The organism is Actinophytocola glycyrrhizae, from assembly GCF_042653545.1.
Taxonomy (GTDB): domain Bacteria; phylum Actinomycetota; class Actinomycetes; order Mycobacteriales; family Pseudonocardiaceae; genus Actinophytocola; species Actinophytocola glycyrrhizae.
In genome coordinates, this window is the sequence record NZ_JBHSIS010000017.1 from 382871 (window position 1) to 398616 (window position 15746).

General features: G+C 68.7%; 13 protein-coding genes. 10 read left to right on the forward strand and 3 right to left on the reverse strand.

Annotated elements, in window-relative coordinates:
- Nucleotides 1-172 precede the first annotated feature (172 nt).
- The 4 genes from ACFPCV_RS27665 (at nucleotide 173) to ACFPCV_RS27680 (ending at nucleotide 4360) form a co-directional block, all read left to right on the forward strand.
- Nucleotides 173-976, forward strand: coding sequence for a tetratricopeptide repeat protein (locus ACFPCV_RS27665; RefSeq protein WP_378059279.1), 804 nt, complete (start codon nucleotides 173-175; stop codon nucleotides 974-976).
- Nucleotides 977-1325: 349 nt separating this feature from the next.
- Nucleotides 1326-2930 carry a glycosyl hydrolase family 18 protein gene (locus ACFPCV_RS27670; protein WP_378059280.1) on the forward strand — a complete coding sequence of 535 codons (1605 nt, stop codon included), beginning with the start codon at nucleotides 1326-1328 and terminating at the stop codon, nucleotides 2928-2930.
- A gap of 90 nt (nucleotides 2931-3020) precedes the next feature.
- The gene (locus tag ACFPCV_RS27675) at nucleotides 3021-3410 is read left to right on the forward strand and encodes a hypothetical protein (protein ID WP_378059281.1); all 390 of its coding nucleotides are present in this window, start codon (nucleotides 3021-3023) and stop codon (nucleotides 3408-3410) included.
- 407 nt (nucleotides 3411-3817) lie between these two features.
- Complete coding sequence (locus ACFPCV_RS27680; RefSeq protein WP_378059362.1) at nucleotides 3818-4360, forward strand: DUF3558 family protein; 543 nt, start codon at nucleotides 3818-3820, stop codon at nucleotides 4358-4360.
- A 383-nt stretch (nucleotides 4361-4743) separates the two neighbouring features.
- Here ACFPCV_RS27680 and ACFPCV_RS27685 read toward each other — a convergent pair whose 3' ends face one another.
- Complete coding sequence (locus ACFPCV_RS27685; RefSeq protein ID WP_378059282.1) at nucleotides 4744-5463, reverse strand: ABC transporter permease; 720 nt, start codon at nucleotides 5461-5463, stop codon at nucleotides 4744-4746.
- A gap of 430 nt (nucleotides 5464-5893) precedes the next feature.
- Complete coding sequence (locus ACFPCV_RS27690) at nucleotides 5894-6775, reverse strand: ABC transporter ATP-binding protein (RefSeq protein WP_378059283.1); 882 nt, start codon at nucleotides 6773-6775, stop codon at nucleotides 5894-5896.
- Nucleotides 6776-6936: 161 nt separating this feature from the next.
- Between ACFPCV_RS27690 and ACFPCV_RS27695 the strand changes: the two genes are divergently transcribed.
- Complete coding sequence (locus tag ACFPCV_RS27695) at nucleotides 6937-8058, forward strand: sensor histidine kinase (protein ID WP_378059363.1); 1122 nt, start codon at nucleotides 6937-6939, stop codon at nucleotides 8056-8058.
- Nucleotides 8055-8657 (forward strand): response regulator transcription factor, encoded by a 603-nt coding sequence (locus tag ACFPCV_RS27700; RefSeq protein ID WP_378059284.1) that lies wholly within the window; start codon nucleotides 8055-8057, stop codon nucleotides 8655-8657. The genes ACFPCV_RS27695 and ACFPCV_RS27700 overlap by 4 nt, the downstream gene beginning before the upstream one ends.
- 117 nt (nucleotides 8658-8774) lie before the next feature.
- On the opposite strand, the gene ACFPCV_RS27705 is transcribed toward ACFPCV_RS27700, so the two are convergent.
- Nucleotides 8775-9494 (reverse strand): helix-turn-helix domain-containing protein, encoded by a 720-nt coding sequence (locus ACFPCV_RS27705; protein ID WP_378059285.1) that lies wholly within the window; start codon nucleotides 9492-9494, stop codon nucleotides 8775-8777.
- 155 nt (nucleotides 9495-9649) lie between these two features.
- Here ACFPCV_RS27705 and ACFPCV_RS27710 point away from each other — a divergent pair, with 155 nt between their 5' ends.
- The 4 genes from ACFPCV_RS27710 (at nucleotide 9650) to ACFPCV_RS27725 (ending at nucleotide 15673) form a co-directional block, all read left to right on the forward strand.
- The gene (locus ACFPCV_RS27710; RefSeq protein WP_378059286.1) at nucleotides 9650-11128 is read left to right on the forward strand and encodes an alpha/beta hydrolase; all 1479 of its coding nucleotides are present in this window, start codon (nucleotides 9650-9652) and stop codon (nucleotides 11126-11128) included.
- A gap of 290 nt (nucleotides 11129-11418) precedes the next feature.
- Entirely contained in the window at nucleotides 11419-13182 is a 1764-nt protein-coding gene (tsrT, locus tag ACFPCV_RS27715) for a tryptophan 2-C-methyltransferase (protein WP_378059287.1), read from the forward strand.
- Nucleotides 13183-13202: 20 nt separating this feature from the next.
- Nucleotides 13203-14471, forward strand: a complete 1269-nt coding sequence (locus ACFPCV_RS27720) for an ATP-grasp domain-containing protein (protein ID WP_378059288.1) — start codon at nucleotides 13203-13205, stop codon at nucleotides 14469-14471.
- A 68-nt stretch (nucleotides 14472-14539) separates the two neighbouring features.
- On the forward strand, nucleotides 14540-15673 hold the full coding sequence (locus ACFPCV_RS27725; RefSeq protein WP_378059289.1) for an MFS transporter: 1134 nt from the start codon (nucleotides 14540-14542) through the stop codon (nucleotides 15671-15673).
- Nucleotides 15674-15746 lie beyond the last annotated feature (73 nt).

Here is a 15746-nt window from a genome sequence, read left to right on the forward strand (position 1 = left end):
GGGACGGTGATCCGCCTTCCGCGACCATCCCGGGCCAGGCAACAGGGAACGGTATCTCGCTGTTGCGGGAAGGTGCAGTTCCGGCCCCCGTCGCAGGTGGTCATCGCGCCGATCCAGGACCGCCTGCTCGGTGCGGTGGGTCCGGCTGCCCGCCGAAACCTACAGTTCACCCATGTCGGTGAACGAGGGGCGCAGGGCCGCCCAAGCTGGGGAGTGGATCGCCGCAGGCCACGCCTTCGTCCGGGCCGCCGTGGCGGGCAGCGCGGAGGGCGCCGAACTGGCGGTCGAGGTGACCGTCGAACTGGTGCCGCTGGCGGACGGCGGGTCGGCGGAGGCCGCCGCGTTGCTCGCGGGCATCTATCTCGAGTACTCCGACCACGCGGCCCGGCCCACGGCCATGTCCTACGCCCGGGCGGCCGCTGAGGCGGGGTTGCCCGCCGGGCAGCGCATCTATGGGCACCTGCTGGCGATGGGCCTCGGTGTCGACGAGGACCGCGCGCGTGCCGTCGAACTGTTCCGGTCGGCGGCCGATGGTGGGGACGCGCTCGGTATGTACGACCTCGCCCTGCTGACCGATGACCCCGAGAAGTCCCTGACGCTGTTCGAGGCCGCCGCCAGAGCGGGAGTTGTGGTGGCGGGCGCCTCGCTCGCCGCCCGGCTCTCGGCGCTGGACCGGGACGCCGAGGCGCTCGGCTGGTACGTCTGGGCAGCCCAGCGCGGACACCTGGGGGCGATGAACGCCGCCGCCTGCTGGTATCGCGACGGCTTCGGCACCACGCCGGACCCGGTCCAGGCGGTCCGCTGGTTCTTCGGCATGCTCGCCAACGGCAACGGAGACGGCGTCCACGAGGCGGTCGATCTGGCGAAAGCCGGTGCCGTGAACGAGAAGCAGATCCGCGAGGCCGGGCGGCTCGCCGGCACCCCCACGGCCGCGGAGTCGCTGATCGGCACGGTGTTCCGCGGCGGCCAGGGCTGAGTTCCTGACCGGCTGGAGCCGCTACGCGCGCACGGGCCGTCGCCCAGCGCCTTCGGAGCAAGAGACGAGACCGGAACCTTGTAGCCGATGACCCGGCTCGCCGACGTCGACGAGCCGCTGCCGCGGCGGGCCTCCAGGGCCTGCGCGACCTCGGCTGTTCCGGAGCCCGCACCTCTGCACGCGATCTCTGTGGTGGCGCTGCGGAACGCCGCGACAGGCCGCTCGTCTCTTCTGAACCCCGGACTCGCTAGTCCATTCGAGTGAACGCATGGTCTAGACCCTTGTTTCTGCGTGGTCTAGACCACACATTTTGAGCAATGTCCCCTGCGTCTCTCGACGAAGGAGTTCGATGAGAAGACTGAGATGGGCCCACATGGTGGGGCTTTGCACCGTGACCGTCGCGCTCGTGCTGGGTGTCACCGCGGCACCGGCGAGTGGCGCGGGCGGTGTGTCGGCGACCTTCACGAAGGGTTCCGACTGGGGCACCGGCTACGAGGGCAAGTACACGATCACCAACGGCTCCTCGGCCGCGCGCTCCTCCTGGCAGGTCGAGTTCGACCTGCCCTCCGGCCACCGGCTCTCGAGCCTGTGGGACGGCAGTCACACCACGAGCGGTCAGCACGTGACCGTCATGGGCACCTGGAACGGCACCATCGCACCGGGCGCCTCGGTCAGCTTCGGCTTCAACGTCGCCTACTCCGGCGCGTTCGCCGCGCCCGCGAACTGCAAGCTGGACGGCGGCTCGTGCAGCGCCACCGGCAACCCGCCGACCGACCCGCCGCCGACGGATCCCCCGCCGACGGACCCGCCGCCGACCGACCCGCCGCCCAACCCCGGCGGTGCCAAGAAGCTCGGCTACTTCACGCAGTGGGGCGTCTACGGCCGCCAGTACTTCGTCAAGAACATCAAGACGAGCGGCTCGGCCGCGAAGCTGACGCACATCAACTACGCGTTCGGCAACGTGACGAACGGCCAGTGCGTCCTCGGTGACACCTACGCCGACTACGACATGGCCTACACCGCGGCCAACAGCGTCGACGGCGTGGCCGACACGTGGGACGCAGGCGCGCTGCGCGGCAACTTCAACCAGCTGCGCAAGCTCAAGCGCGAGTTCCCGCACCTCAAGGTGCTGTTCTCGTTCGGCGGCTGGACCTGGTCCGGTGGCTTCGGCCAGGCCGCGCAGAACCCGGCCGCGTTCGCCGACTCCTGCTACCGGCTGGTGGAGGACCCCCGCTGGGCCGATGTGTTCGACGGCATCGACATCGACTGGGAGTACCCCAACGCCTGCGGTCTGACCTGCGACACCAGTGGGCCCGCCGCGTTCAAGAACATGATGCAGGCGATGCGTGCTCGCTTCGGCAACAACAACCTGGTGACCGCCGCGATCACCGCCGACGGCTCCAACGGCGGCAAGATCGACGCGGCCGACTACGGCGGCGCCGCGCAGTACCTCGACTGGTACAACGTGATGACCTACGACTACTTCGGAGCCTTCAACCCGCAGGGCCCTACCGCCCCGCACTCGCCGCTGACGTCGTACGCCGGCATCCCGCAGGCCGGCTTCAACTCCGACGCGGCGATCCAGAAACTCAGGAGCAAGGGCGTCCCGGCGAGCAAACTGTTGCTGGGCATCGGGTTCTACGGGCGAGGTTGGACCGGCGTCACGCAGGAGGCGCCGGGCGGCACCGCGACCGGTGCCGCGCCGGGCACGTACGAGGCGGGGATCGAGGACTACAAGGTCCTCAAGAACCGCTGCCCCGCGACCAGGACGATCGCGGGCACGGCCTACGCCAAGTGCGGCAGCGAATGGTGGAGCTACGACACCCCGGCGACGATCCGCGGCAAGATGTCCTGGGCCAGGACCCAGGGCCTCGGCGGCGCGTTCTTCTGGGAACTGTCCGGCGACACCACCAACGGTGAGCTGATGACCGCCCTCAGCGGCGGCCTCGGCTGACCCGTCCCCCTGTGACCGCAGTCCTCGTGAGCGGGGCACCACCCCCGCTCACGAGGACTGTTCCACGTCCGGTGCGGCTACGGTGCGCGCGTGGAGACCACAGAGGACCAGACCTTCGCCGCCCCCGCCGTGCTCGCGGCGCTGGCCGGCACCGAGTACCGAGCGACGCTCGGCAGCATCGACTACGAGCCTTCCGAGGGAGTTCGAGTCGCCGAGGAAACAACGGCCTGGCTGCGGTGTGTACCGGCGACACCGACCTCGACGGCGGCGCGTGCGCGGTCGGCGAGGAGCACTCGGGCATCGCGCCACGCACGGCCGCCGAGGTTCCGGCGAGCGGTGGCCATGGCACTGACGGTCACACTGCCGGGCACACCGGAGGCCGCCGCCGGGCAGAACCGGCCGGAGTTGCAGGACGCCACGCAGGCGTTCGTCGACATCGGGTCGCCGGGATGCGTGATCAGTACGGCGCGTGCCCGCTAGACCAAGGCGTCTCTGTTCTCCCCACCCATGGTCACGTGCGCCGAGCGAGCCGCTCATGTTTCTCCGCGGCAGAGACACGAGTCGTGCGCTGGTGCGAGCGTCAACCGAAGTGCAGGTCGCGGGCGGTTCTGGATCGCCGGCCTTCACCGCATCGTCGAGGCACGGTGTCTAGAACGACCTTCCCCCAGGCGCCGGCGAGTTGCGGTCCTGCTGATGTGGGACGCGAGATACACGGGCAAAGAGGTCGGCGGGTAAGTACGGCCACGCGGTGTCGCGCTCGCCGTCGGCCGGCTCGCAGCGACGGTCGATCCGCGGCGGTCTTGCCCAGCGGATGTGTCGGCTGGTAAACCTTCTCGACTCGTGAGATTTCTGGGGGAGACGTGCGCGCTCGTGGCGTGGCCGCTGTGATGGCTCTGGTGTTGCTGGCTGGGTGCGCGGCCGAGGAAGGGGCCCCGCCTTCGGCTCCGTCGATGACCACGACGCAGTCGTCGTCCGGGCCGTCGGCGCCCGAAGTTGCGCATCCGATCGATCTGTCGGAGTACGACGCGTGTGACCTGGTCGGTCCGGCTGATGTGGGCATCGTCGGGTACGACTCGGACGTCCAAATGGGTTTGGGTGACGACGAGTGCTTCTACATGCCCAACAGTGGTGGTTCGGGCGGCATGGTGCTCACTGTCTACCGGGAGGCGTCACCGCTGGTGTCGGCTTACGAGCGGGACGCGGAGACGTACGAGAAGTTCGAGCCGTGGGACTTCCACGGTTACCCGGGTGTGGTCGAGGCCGAGACGATCGAGAGCGGGGTGTGCATCGTCATTGTCGGGACGGCTGACGACCAGGGCGTGATGGTGCTGAAGTACCCGGACGTGGGCCGCGACCCGGAGATGATCGACGCGGCCTGCGGCCTGCTGACGTTGCTCGGCGAGCGGATCGTGGAGAACCTCGGCGTCTGAGCCAGTCGCCTGTTGGCATCAGCTACCAGTTCCGCCACCGAGAACCAGGAACAGCGCGATGTCGCCCGGGCACTCCGGTCGCGCCGGACGGCTGTGCACCGGCGACGGGTACCGGCACTGGGTTGCCGGTGTCGAGCGCGCGCCAGATCTCGGCCAGCTGCGGCAGGTACCTGTCGTGGTAGACCGCGATCTCGATCGTCTGCCCGCCGGGGTCGCGGTAGTCCAGCGGGACGTCGAGCGTGGTGCACTCCAGCCCGGGCTTGGCGACGTCCGTCGGGCACAGACCCCAACTCAGCGGCGTCGTCGCCGACGCTGAGTTGGGGTCACCGCCGCCACCACGGTGGCGACGAGAACAGACAGGGTGGATCTGCGCACCGGCCCGTTCATCGGCGGGGCTCCCAGCGGAAGAGCCGGGTGGCCAGGGCGACGGCGACGACGACCCAGGCCAGGGTGGGCGCGAGCAGGAGCAGCGAGTCGGTGACGGCGACGCCGCCGTTCCAGGCGTTGACGGCCAGTTCGGTGGCCGAGCCGCCGGGCAGCAGCCGCTTGAGCAGGGCGAGGTCCTCGGTGCCGGTGATGCCGACCCAGCTGGCGACGGCGATGACGCCGAGGCTGACGGGCAGGGTGGTGACCTGGGCGTGCTCGGGGGAGTTGGTCAGTCCGGCGGTGGCCAGGCCGAGCCCGACCATCATGGCCACGGTGGCCAGTACGGCCACCGCCAGAAGGCCGATGTCGTCCGGCGTGCCGGTGACCACACCCAGCACGGTCAGGATCGCGGTCACCTGGACCAGTGAGATGACGGTGACGGGCAGCACCAGCCCGGCCAGGATGCCGGCGTCACCGGCTGCGGTGGAACGCAGCCGCTTGAGGAACAGGTTCTGCCTGCGTGAGGCCAGTGTGGTCACCGCGCTGGTGTAGAGCCCGAACGCGCACACGGTGAACAGCACGATCGCCGCGATGTAGCCGAGGCTGCCGATCTGGGCGAAAACGTCGTGCTGGTAGATGAAGAACGCGCTGATCGCGACGGGTATCACGAAACTGTTGATCAGCACCGACCGGTTTCGGAAGATCTGGATCAGCTCGCCATGAGCGATCGTAAGCATGACTGTGGTGTCCCTTTCTGGGAAGAGTGCGGTTGGCTGGTGGGGCGTCCACCGACGTCGGTGGACGCTCCTAGACGATTGATTCCGTGAAGATCATGTGAAGTGGCTTTGGCGTACGAACCCGGCATCAGACACGACACCCACACCCCCTGCGGTCGCCCGAGACGGGGCTGGGTCGATGCCGTGAACGCGCCTTTCGCAGCACCAAAGCCCGAGCGCCCCGGCACGGCGGACCCGCGAAGCGGGGCCCAGCCCACGCACCCTGATGGTGGCGCAAGCCCACCACCAAGGGGCTCCCTGCCATCCCGTCGACCTGCCCGTCCGGCGAGGACAACACCACAACGCGAACCGGAGCCAGCACTCCCACCCAACCGACGCGACCAGCACACGACGACCGACCACCCACTCACACCGACCTCACGGAAATCATCTAGTTGTCGATGGCGCGGAACACGTCGTCGAGCCGCGTCGGGCCTGCCTGCAGCTCTCGCAGTTCCACCGCGTGGTCCTGCGCCCACCGCAGCAGGGTGAACAGGTCCTTCTGCAGGGCGAAGGTCTCGACGAGGAACGTGCCGTCGCTCGCGCGGCTGCCCCGCAGCGGCAACGCGGGCGCCGAGGCCGGAAGGACGAAGCGGATCACGGCGGGCAGGGTCTGTGTCAGTTCGGCGACGGTGCCCTCCCGGTGGAAGGTGCCCTGGTGCATCAGGCCGACGCGGTCGGCACGCTGCTGCGCCTCCTCCAGGTAGTGCGTGGTGAGCACGATGGTCGAGCCGTCCTCACGCAGCTTGTCCACCGCGTCCCACAGCGCGTCCCGGGACTGGATGTCCAGACCGGTCGTCGGCTCGTCAAGGAACACCAGCTCCGGCGCGCCGTACACGGCGGTGGCGAAGTCCAGCCGCCGCTTCTCACCGCCCGACAGCTGCGACACCTTCGTGTTCGCCTTGCGGGTGAGGTCGACGATGCCGAGCACCCGCTCGACCCGGTCGGTGCGCTGGGTGAGCGCGCCGATCAGCCGGACCGACTCCTTCACCGTCAGGTCCGGGGAGAACCCGCTCTCCTGCAGCATGATGCCCATCCTCGGCCGCACCGCGGCCCGGTCGGTCGGGCTCTGCCCGAGCACCCGCACCGTGCCGGAAGTGGGTGTGCGGTGGCCTTCGACGGTTTCCAGGGTCGAGGTCTTGCCCGCCCCGTTCGTGCCGAGCAGGGCGTAGAACTCACCCCGTCCCACCTGAAAGGACAGATCCTTCACGGCGTGGAAGTCGCCGTACGTGACGTTCAGCCGGTCAACGTCGATCACAGGTGTCGAAGTCATGCTTCTGATCTCAGCGGCCTGAGTGGACAACCACCAGTGCGACCATGTCATCAGGTCGCATGACATTTCTTGGGGCAAGATATGACGCAGTGTCACTGGTGCCCGCCACCGGACTGAACGATGCTGAGGAGCAACCGCTGTTCGATCCCGGAGAGCCACCCATGGACGCCGAGCCTGCGCGGGGACAGCTGCGCAAACTCAACCTCACCATGTTCCTGCCGCTGCTCGCCGTGGCCGGGACGATCTCCGTGGCGGCCTACGCCCGGTCCTGGTGGGAGGCCGTCGTCCTCGGCGTCGGTGTGGTGGCGACCCTGGTCTGCTTCACGCGGTGGGCGGCAGGCGAGGTGCTGCGCGTCGCGCTGCCCTGCCTGGTCATCACCGCGGTCGTGTGGCCATTCGCGGTGCTGGTGGTCGGCAGCTCGACGGCGTTCTTCGGCATCTCGTGCGTGGGCTCCTACGTCGTACCCCAGCTGCCGCGGCACCGGATCGCGGCGGCTGCCGCGCTCACCGCCTACGTCGCCGTGATGGGCGCGGCGCGACTGCTGGTGTCGCATGAGGACATTCCAGGTGTCCTGTTCCAGTTCGTACTCGTCCCCACCGGCGTCACCGTGGCGGTGATCGGGCTGATGTTCCCCAACAAGGGGTTCTACGACATCGTCGAGGAACTGGAGGAGGCACGGGAGCGGGACGCGGAACTGGCCGTCATCCGCGAACGCGTCCGGTTCGCCTCAGACCTGCACGACATCCAGGGCCACACCCTCCACGTGGTGAAGCTGAAGGCCGCACTCGCCCAGAAACTGGTCGACAGCAACAACGGCAACGACATCGAACGAGCCAAACAGGAACTGCGCGAGATCCACACCCTCGTCAGCGACACCATCACCCAGACCAAGGAACTCGCCTACGCGCAACGGCGGCTCAACCTCTCCGCCGAACTGGAGAACGCGCGAAACCTCTTCGAGGCCGCGGGAATCCACGTGCGCGTCAACCGCGAAGCCGACGTCGACCAGGACGCGGGCGAACTGCTCGGCCAGGTCCTCCGCGAAACGACCACCAACATCCTGCGCCACGCCCAGGCGACACGAGTGCGGATCACCCTGACCGCGTCGAGCATCACCATCGTCAACGACGGCGCCCAGCAGACACCACTGCCCGAACTCCGAGGTCTGGCCGCCCTCGAACAACGCGTCACCGCCAACGGGGGTGAACTGACCGTCGAACAACACAACGGGCAGTTCCTGACGGCCGCGGCGATCCGTTCCGAAGCACAGGAGAACCGATGACCACGGTGGTACTCGCCGACGACGAAGCCCTGCTCCGCAAGGCCATGGCCGCGCTACTGCCGCTCGAGGGCGAGATCACCGTGCTCGCCGAAGCGGAGGACGGCCAGGCCGCCGTCGACGCCACCCTGCGCCACCAACCCGACGTACTCGTCGTCGACCTGGAGATGCCCGGTGTGGACGGTCTCGACGCCGTCGCGGAAATCCGCCGCACCCGACCGGACCAGGTCATCCTCATGCTCACCCGCCACGCCAAACCCGGAGTGCTCCGCAAGGCCCTCAAACTCGGCGTCCAGGGCTTCGTCAGCAAATCAGCCGAACCCGCGCACATCGCCACCGTCATCACCACCCTGCACGCAGGCAAACGCTGGATCGACCCGGATGTCTCCGCGCTCGCCGTCGTCGACGACTGCCCACTCACCGACCGCGAACTCGACGTGCTGCGCGCGACCCGAGACGGCTACTCGGTCGCCGACATCGCCACCCAGCTCCACCTCGCGGAAGGCACCGTACGCAACTACCTCTCCAACGCCATGCAGAAAACCCAGACCCGCACCCGCCACGAAGCAGCCCGCTACGCCCGCGAACACGACTGGCTGTAGGTGTCGCGGCCGACCGCGACGCCGTGTCGCCACCGCTGTCGAGGAACACACAAGCGATTCATCTCGACCCGAGCACGCGAGACACTGGCCGCGGGTCGGGCTGACCGGCAAGCGGTGTCATGGCGATTCCGGAGGAATCTGCTCGAGGAGGGTGTTCAAGCGTTGCAGGACGTCGATCTGCGCGGGGTTGTACAGCTCCACAAGCCCGTGGAGGACGACCGGCTTGCTGAGGGCCTCGCTCACCGCCACGTCCTTCAGGTCCGGGTGCTCCTCGAACTGGCGACGTACCACCGGTGCGTAGGCCTCGGCCAGCCGTTGCCGCGTGGCCTCGTCGGCGTCCGCGGGCAGCGTGTCGAACTCGTCCTGTTCCGGTGGCCGGGGTCTCGAATGCAGGTCCCGGAGCACGGCCATCTCCGGCTCGTCGAGCGCCCGCGAGTAGACCGTCAGCAGTGAACGCTCGGTATCCGACAGCTCGGCGACGTTCCCGACGAAGCCCGCGGGCAGGTCGAGGAGGTCGGGATGCCGCAGGAGCACCGCCAGCTCCTCCCGTATCCGCTGCTGCCGTTCGATGTTCGCCTTCAGCTCGGCGTCCAGCGCTCGCAACGTCTGCTCCGCGTTCTCGTCCGACGCCGCCATCGCCGGGATGCCGGACAGCGGCACCCCCAGGTCGACGAGCCTGCGGATGCGCAGCAACCGGATCAGGTGCTTGACGCGGTACCGCTTGTACCCGTTCGCCGCGCGTTCTGGCTCCTCGAGCAGTCCGATCCGGTGGTAGTGGCGGACGGTCTTCAGCGTCGTGCCTGCCAGCTCGGCCAGTTCCCGCGTGCTCCACGCCATCCGCGCGCGCGTCCTTCCGTCGTCGGCTCCCACCCATTCGACACCGTGCCCCTGGGGCACGCTCAAGCGTGGCACAGGGTGCTTGACCATGCCCCAGGGGCACACGTTCGACTGAGCGCGTCAGAGGAACTCCAGGGAGATCGGGGAGACCGGAGATGAGACGACGAAGGCGTGACGCGGTCCGGGGTGTGACCCTCGCGGTCGTGGTCGGCCTGGCGGGTGCGGTGGTCGCGGTGCCCGCGGCGGCCGACGAACCCCAGCCGGGGCTGACATGGGGTGCGTGCCCGGAGGACGTGGTGACCAAGGTGGCTGTCCTGCAGTGCGCCACGGTGCCGGTGCCGCTGGACTACAGCGAACCCGGGGGTGAGCAGATCGAGATCATGGTGTCCCGGCTGGCCAGCACGAAGCCGGACAAGCGGCGGGGCGTGCTGATGCTCAACCCGGGTGGCCCCGGCGGCTCCGGGTTGTCGTTCGTGGACGACCTGGCGTGGTTCGGCATGCCGGCGAGTGTGCTGGACAGCTACGACATCATCGGCATGGACACCCGCGGGATCGGGCACTCGGCACCGATCAGTTGCGGCTTCACCGCCGAACAGGACTACCTGGGCAACATCCCGCCGTATGCGGTCGACGAGCAGGCGGTCGCCGACCAGGCGGAGATCGCGAAGGGGGTCGCCGAGCAGTGCGCCGCCCACGACGACGGCCGGCTGCGGCACGTGTCGACGGCGAACATGGCGCGTGACCTGGACCGGATCCGGGCCGCGCTCGGCGAGGAGAAGACGAGTTTCCTCGGGTACTCGTACGGCACGGCGCTCGGCGCCGCGTACGCGTCGATGTTCCCCGAGCGGTCCGACCGGATCGTGCTCGACAGCAACATCGGCGACACCCACCTCGACCAGGACGGGATACGCAGGTTCGCGATGGGAATGGAGCAGACGTTCCCGGACTTCGCGAAGTGGGCCGCGGCACGACACGAGACCTACGGTCTGGGCCGCACGCCGGAACAGGTGCGCAAGACCTACCTCACGCTCGCGGAGCGGCTCGACGGGGCACCGGAGAACGGCGTCGATGGACGCCTGTTCCGGCTGGTCACGTTCGCAGGGCTGTACGGGAGGACGAAGTACGGTCTGACGGCGCAGCTGTGGCAGTCGGTACGGGACGGTGACGAGGCGGCGATCGAGAAGCTGGCCGCGGCCGCGACACCGTCCCCGACCGACAACGCGTGGTCGGTGTTCCTCGCCGTGACGTGCAACGACGTCGACTGGCCCTCGGATGTGCGGACCTACCAGCGCGCCGTGGCAGTGGACCGCGAGCGGTATCCGCTCTACGGCGCGGCGAGCGCGAACATCGTCCCGTGCGCGTACTGGCCCCACGAGCCGGCGGAGCCGCCGGTGGCGGTCGACGACGAGGGCCGGGCGAACGTGCTGGTGCTGCAGAACCGGCGCGACCCGGTGACCCCGCACCGCGGCGGGGAACTACTCGACGAGAAGTTCGGCGACCGGTCACGGCTGGTGAGCGTCGATGGCAGCGGTCACGGCGTCTACGTCACCGGCGACAACGCGTGCGCACTGAACACCACGACCACCTTCCTGGTCGACGGCACGTTGCCCAAGCGCGACATCTCCTGCAAGTGATCGACCGGGGCTGGCGGTGCGAACCGTGCCGCCAGCCCTCTGATCAGGCACCAGCGGCAGGCGGTGCGGAAGGTCCCGCAGCGTGACCAGCGCCGGCGACGCCGATCCCACCGTTCTTCGCGAATCCGGTCCCATCAGGCGCTTCCCGGCCCACGTCTCCCGGTGCGACACCCGCAACGCGTGCATCACGCCATGCCGCACCTGAGGCGATCTTGGTGAGATCACCTTATTGCCGACGGAATTGTTCTTGACAACCAGAGTCGGGGATGTGGAGACTGCCGTAAGGCAGTATGGGGATTCCTGAGCAGCATTTCGTGCATTCGGGGCAGAGTGGGGGAAACGTCTTGCGAGGAGAACTCGTCACGCTGGTCAATCCGAACAAGATCAGGCCGGTCGTGACTCCCTACGCATTGGACATACTCACCACCTCGCTTGAACAAGCCGGGTTCGTCGTCGACATAGTGGACCTGAACCTCCGAGTGGACGATTGGTCAGACGCCCTTTCGGAGTATTTCCGCACCCATGACCCGAGGTTGGTCGGGATCACGTTCCGGAACACAGATACGATCTACCCGCAGGAGCAGAAGGTCTTCATCGGTGAGCACCGTGAGGTCACGCGGCGCGTCCGCGAGTTGACCTCCGCCCCGATCGTCGGCGGTGGCGTGGGGTTTTCGTCCATGCCCTTCGCGTTGGTCGACTACCTCGGCCTCGATTTCGGCGTGAAGGGCCCGGGTGAACGCGTGGTCACCGAACTGGCGACCGCGTTGGCCACCGGCACGTCAACCCGCGCCGTGCGCGGGCTCATCTACCGCGACGGTGACCGGGTGTGTCGCGTGCCCGCCGAGGCGTCCGAGGACACCTCGCTGCTCACGCTCGCCGGGTTCGGCGAGAAGCGCTCCTGGCAGGTCAACACCGACACCCCGTACACCCGCCGTTCCGGGGTACCGCACAAGGTCGACAACCTCGCCTATTACCTGAACGGCGGACTTGGCAACATCCTCACCAAGAGCGGGTGCCCGTTCACCTGTACCCACTGCGTCGAGCCGGATGCCAAGGGCAGCGGTTTCGCCCGGCGATCGATCGATGCGGTCGTCGACGAGGTCGAATCCCTTGTCGCGCAGGGCGTGCACGATCTGCATACCACCGACAGCGAGTTCAACCTGGCCACCGCCAACACCAAGGCCTTGCTGAGGGAGATCATCCGCCGCAAGGACACCGACCACTCCTCGCCACTGCACCGGCTGAACCTGTGGATCTACTCCCAGCCCGCGCCGTTCGACGAGGAGTTCGCCGAACTGCTTGCCGGCGCGGGCTGCCGCGGTGTCAATGTCGCGCCCGACCACGTGCGTGACGACCTGCTCGACTCGTGGAAGGTCACCGGCCGTGGCACTCGGTTCTACACGTTCGCCGACACCGTGCGGGTGGTAGAGCTCGCACATCGGCACGGCATGCTGACCATGGTCGAGGTCCTGCTCGGCATGCCGGGCGAGAACGAGGACACGTTACGCGAATGCATCGACCGCACGATGGCGCTCGACGCCACGGTCACCGGCTTCACCCTCGGACTGCGGGTGTTCCCCTACTCGCCGTTGGGCATGAGCTTGGCCAAGCAGTGCGCCGGCCTGCGCACCGTGCCCGGCCTGCAGTCCAACACCGCCAACGAGCCGATCGTGCTGCGTACCAGTGAGCAGTGCGCCGACGTGGTGGAATACGAGCGACAGTTCATGTTCCAGTCCGACGGAAGTTTCCGCCCGCTCTACTACTTCTCGCCCGACCTGCCCGAGGATTCCACGACGATCGCCCGGCCGGACGGCCGCTGGTTGAAGACGCTCGAATTCATGTGGGAGTACATCCCGCCCGCTGACTACCCTCGCGTGATGCTGCCGACCGCGCCCGGGCTCAGCAGGCACGACAACAACTACGCGGACAACCCGTTCCTCACCATTCTCGCCCAACTTGGCTACCATGGCGCGTTCTGGTCGCGGTGGCGGGACCGGGACGCGATTATCGAGGAAGGGCGAGCCAGGAACATCCTGGTACCGGCCGACGCCTGACCCCAATATCATCGAGCACCATGAGCGAAGAAACCCCGGACGGCGACGTACGCCCGTTGTTGATACTCGTCAGTCCGATGGGCCGCACCACCCGCGGATATCTGCTGTCGTCGGTTGCGCAGGACCACCGAATCTGGTTGTTCTCCGACACCGAACCAACCTGGGAGCGGCCCCACATCGTCGGCCACACCGTCGTCGACACCCTCGATACCGACCTGATGGCCCAGGCTGCCGCGCACGTGCCGGCCGACGCGATCCTGTGCTGGGACGAGACCCGCATCCTGCCCGCGGCCCGGCTCGCCCGGGAGGTTGGCCTGCCCGGGATGGACCCGGAGGTCGTCGGTGTCTGCCGGGACAAACACCTCACCCGGATCGCCTGTGCCGCGGGCGAGGTGCCGCAGGCCGCGTCGTGCGCGGTGGCGACCCAGGCGGAAGCCGCGGCGGTCGCAGCCAGGTTCGGCTACCCCGTGGTGATCAAGCCGAGGGCGTTGGTCGGCAGCTTCGGTGCCGCGCTCGTCCGGTCGCCGGAGGAACTGGCTGCCGCCTTCCCGCACACCCACGACATGGCCATGCCCGAGGTGCGCGAGCGGTTCGAGCGGCCGGTGCTGGTCGAGGAGTTCCTGGACGGCCCGGAGATCAGCGTCGACGCGCTCTGCCATGGCGGTGAGGTCACCCCGCTGTTCCTGGCCCGCAAGGAACTCGGCTTCCCACCGTACTTCGAGGAGGTCGGCCACTTCGTCGACGCGGCCGACCCGCTGCTGTCCGACGATCGGCTGCGGACCTGCCTCACCGCCGCCCACCGTGCCGTCGGGCTCACGGCGGCCTGGACGCACACCGAGTGGCGGCTGACCGCGACCGGTCCGCGTCTCGTCGAGATCAACGCCCGCAGCGGTGGCGACCTCATCCCGTACCTCGGCCTGCTCGCCACCGGGGTCGATGCCGGTCTGGTCGCCGCGGACCTCGCGCTGGGCCGGGCACCCGACATCCGGGTCCGGTCGTCCGGGGTCGCGGCCGTGCGCTTCCTGTACCCGCCGCAGGACATGGTGGTCGGCGACGTGCGGGTGGATCCGGCCCGGTTGCCAGCGCTGGTCGACAGGGCCGAGGTGTTGGCCCAGCCGGGCCAACACCTCCGACTGCCGCCGCGGGCCCACGTCAGCGGTCGGCACGCGTTCGTCGTCGCCACTGGTGCCACCGTGGAGGAATGCCGCCAGGTGCTCGACGAAGCCGCCGCCGCGGTGGTGCTCGAACCCGCCGACGAGGTCATCGAAGGGGCCGTGGCCAGGCGGTGACCCGAACCAGCCCACCTCCCACCGGAATACGCGATACCTGGCGGGCAGCGCCGCTGCCGGTCCGGGCCGTGATCGCCGGCATGCTGATCAACCGGCTCGGCGGCTTCCTCCAGGTGTTCTTGGTGCTCTACCTGATCGAGCGGGGCAACAGTGCGGGCCAGGCTGGCGCGGCGCTGGGCGCCAACGGTGTCGGCGCGATCGCGGGTGTGCTGGCGGGCGGCTGGCTCACCGCCCGGTTCGGTGCCCGGACCACCATCGTGGCGTCGATGACCGCGACCGCCGTGCTCACCGCCGCGCTGCCCTACGTCGGTGGATACGTGTTCGTGGTGGTCGTGGTGGCCCTGGTCGGGGTGACCAGCCAGGTGTACCGCCCGGCGTCGGCGGAGGTGATCAGCCGACTCATCCCAGAGGAACGGCAGGTCATGGTGTTCGCCATGTACCGGCTCGCCACGAACATCGGCACCGCGGCGGCGCCGCTGATCGGGATCGCGCTCGTCGCGATCTCCTATGAGGTGTTGTTCTGGGGCGAGGCGGTCGCCGCGCTCGGCTGCGCGCTGGTGGTGCTGATCGCTCTGCGCGACATGGCCGACGGCCACGGGAGTTCGGGCCGCGAGCAGATCACCGGACCGCGATCGGGCTACCTGGCCCTGATCCGCGACGGTCGCTTCCTGGTGTTCCTGTTCGGGATTCTCGGCTATGCGACAGTGTATTCGCAGTACCTGTCGACGCTTCCCCTGACCGTCCGCGCGAATGGCATGCACGAGGCGGTGTACGGCGTCCTGGTCTCGACCAACGCGGTGATCGTCATCGCCTGCGAACTGCTGGTGACCAGGTACGTGCAGCGGTGGCACACCCGGGTCGCGGTGTTCGTCGGCGCCGTTCTGGTCGGGCTCGGCGTCGCGATGTACGCACTTCCGGCGGGCGTGGCGGTTTTCGTCGTTGCCACGGTGATCTGGTCGCTGGGGGAGACGGTGAGCGCCCCGTCGCTCGTCGCCTATCCCGCCAGGGCGCAGCCGTCGGCGGAGCTGCGCAGCCGCTACCTCGGCAGCTCTCAAGCGGCCTACGGCATCGGCTCCGCGGCTGGTCCGGCAGCCGGACCCGCGCTGTGGAGCGGGATCGGCGACGCGGTGTGGCTCGTCAACGGCGCGGTCGCCATGGTCGCCGCTGCCGCTGCCGCCGCAGGCGTGCGCCGCCACCGGTAGCGGCCGACAGGAACTGGAGCAGGTGGATGGCCCCGCCGAGGCCGAAGTCCGCGCCCGGCGGAACACATCGAGC

Excerpts from the sequence above, each read along its gene's own strand:
- ACFPCV_RS27670 (WP_378059280.1), top strand. The coding sequence starts at position 1,326 with ATGAGAAGACTGAGATGGGCCCACATGGTGGGGCTTTGCACCGTGACC.
- ACFPCV_RS27710 (WP_378059286.1), top strand. The coding sequence starts at position 9,650 with ATGAGACGACGAAGGCGTGACGCGGTCCGGGGTGTGACCCTCGCGGTC.
- ACFPCV_RS27720 (WP_378059288.1), top strand. The coding sequence starts at position 13,203 with ATGAGCGAAGAAACCCCGGACGGCGACGTACGCCCGTTGTTGATACTC.
- ACFPCV_RS27685 (WP_378059282.1), bottom strand. The coding sequence starts at position 5,463 with ATGCTTACGATCGCTCATGGCGAGCTGATCCAGATCTTCCGAAACCGG.
- ACFPCV_RS27665 (WP_378059279.1), top strand. The coding sequence starts at position 173 with ATGTCGGTGAACGAGGGGCGCAGGGCCGCCCAAGCTGGGGAGTGGATC.
- ACFPCV_RS27680 (WP_378059362.1), top strand. The coding sequence starts at position 3,818 with ATGGCTCTGGTGTTGCTGGCTGGGTGCGCGGCCGAGGAAGGGGCCCCG.
- ACFPCV_RS27705 (WP_378059285.1), bottom strand. The coding sequence starts at position 9,494 with ATGGCGTGGAGCACGCGGGAACTGGCCGAGCTGGCAGGCACGACGCTG.
- tsrT (WP_378059287.1), top strand. The coding sequence starts at position 11,419 with ATGGGGATTCCTGAGCAGCATTTCGTGCATTCGGGGCAGAGTGGGGGA.
- ACFPCV_RS27690 (WP_378059283.1), bottom strand. The coding sequence starts at position 6,775 with ATGACTTCGACACCTGTGATCGACGTTGACCGGCTGAACGTCACGTAC.
- ACFPCV_RS27700 (WP_378059284.1), top strand. The coding sequence starts at position 8,055 with ATGACCACGGTGGTACTCGCCGACGACGAAGCCCTGCTCCGCAAGGCC.
- ACFPCV_RS27695 (WP_378059363.1), top strand. The coding sequence starts at position 6,937 with ATGGACGCCGAGCCTGCGCGGGGACAGCTGCGCAAACTCAACCTCACC.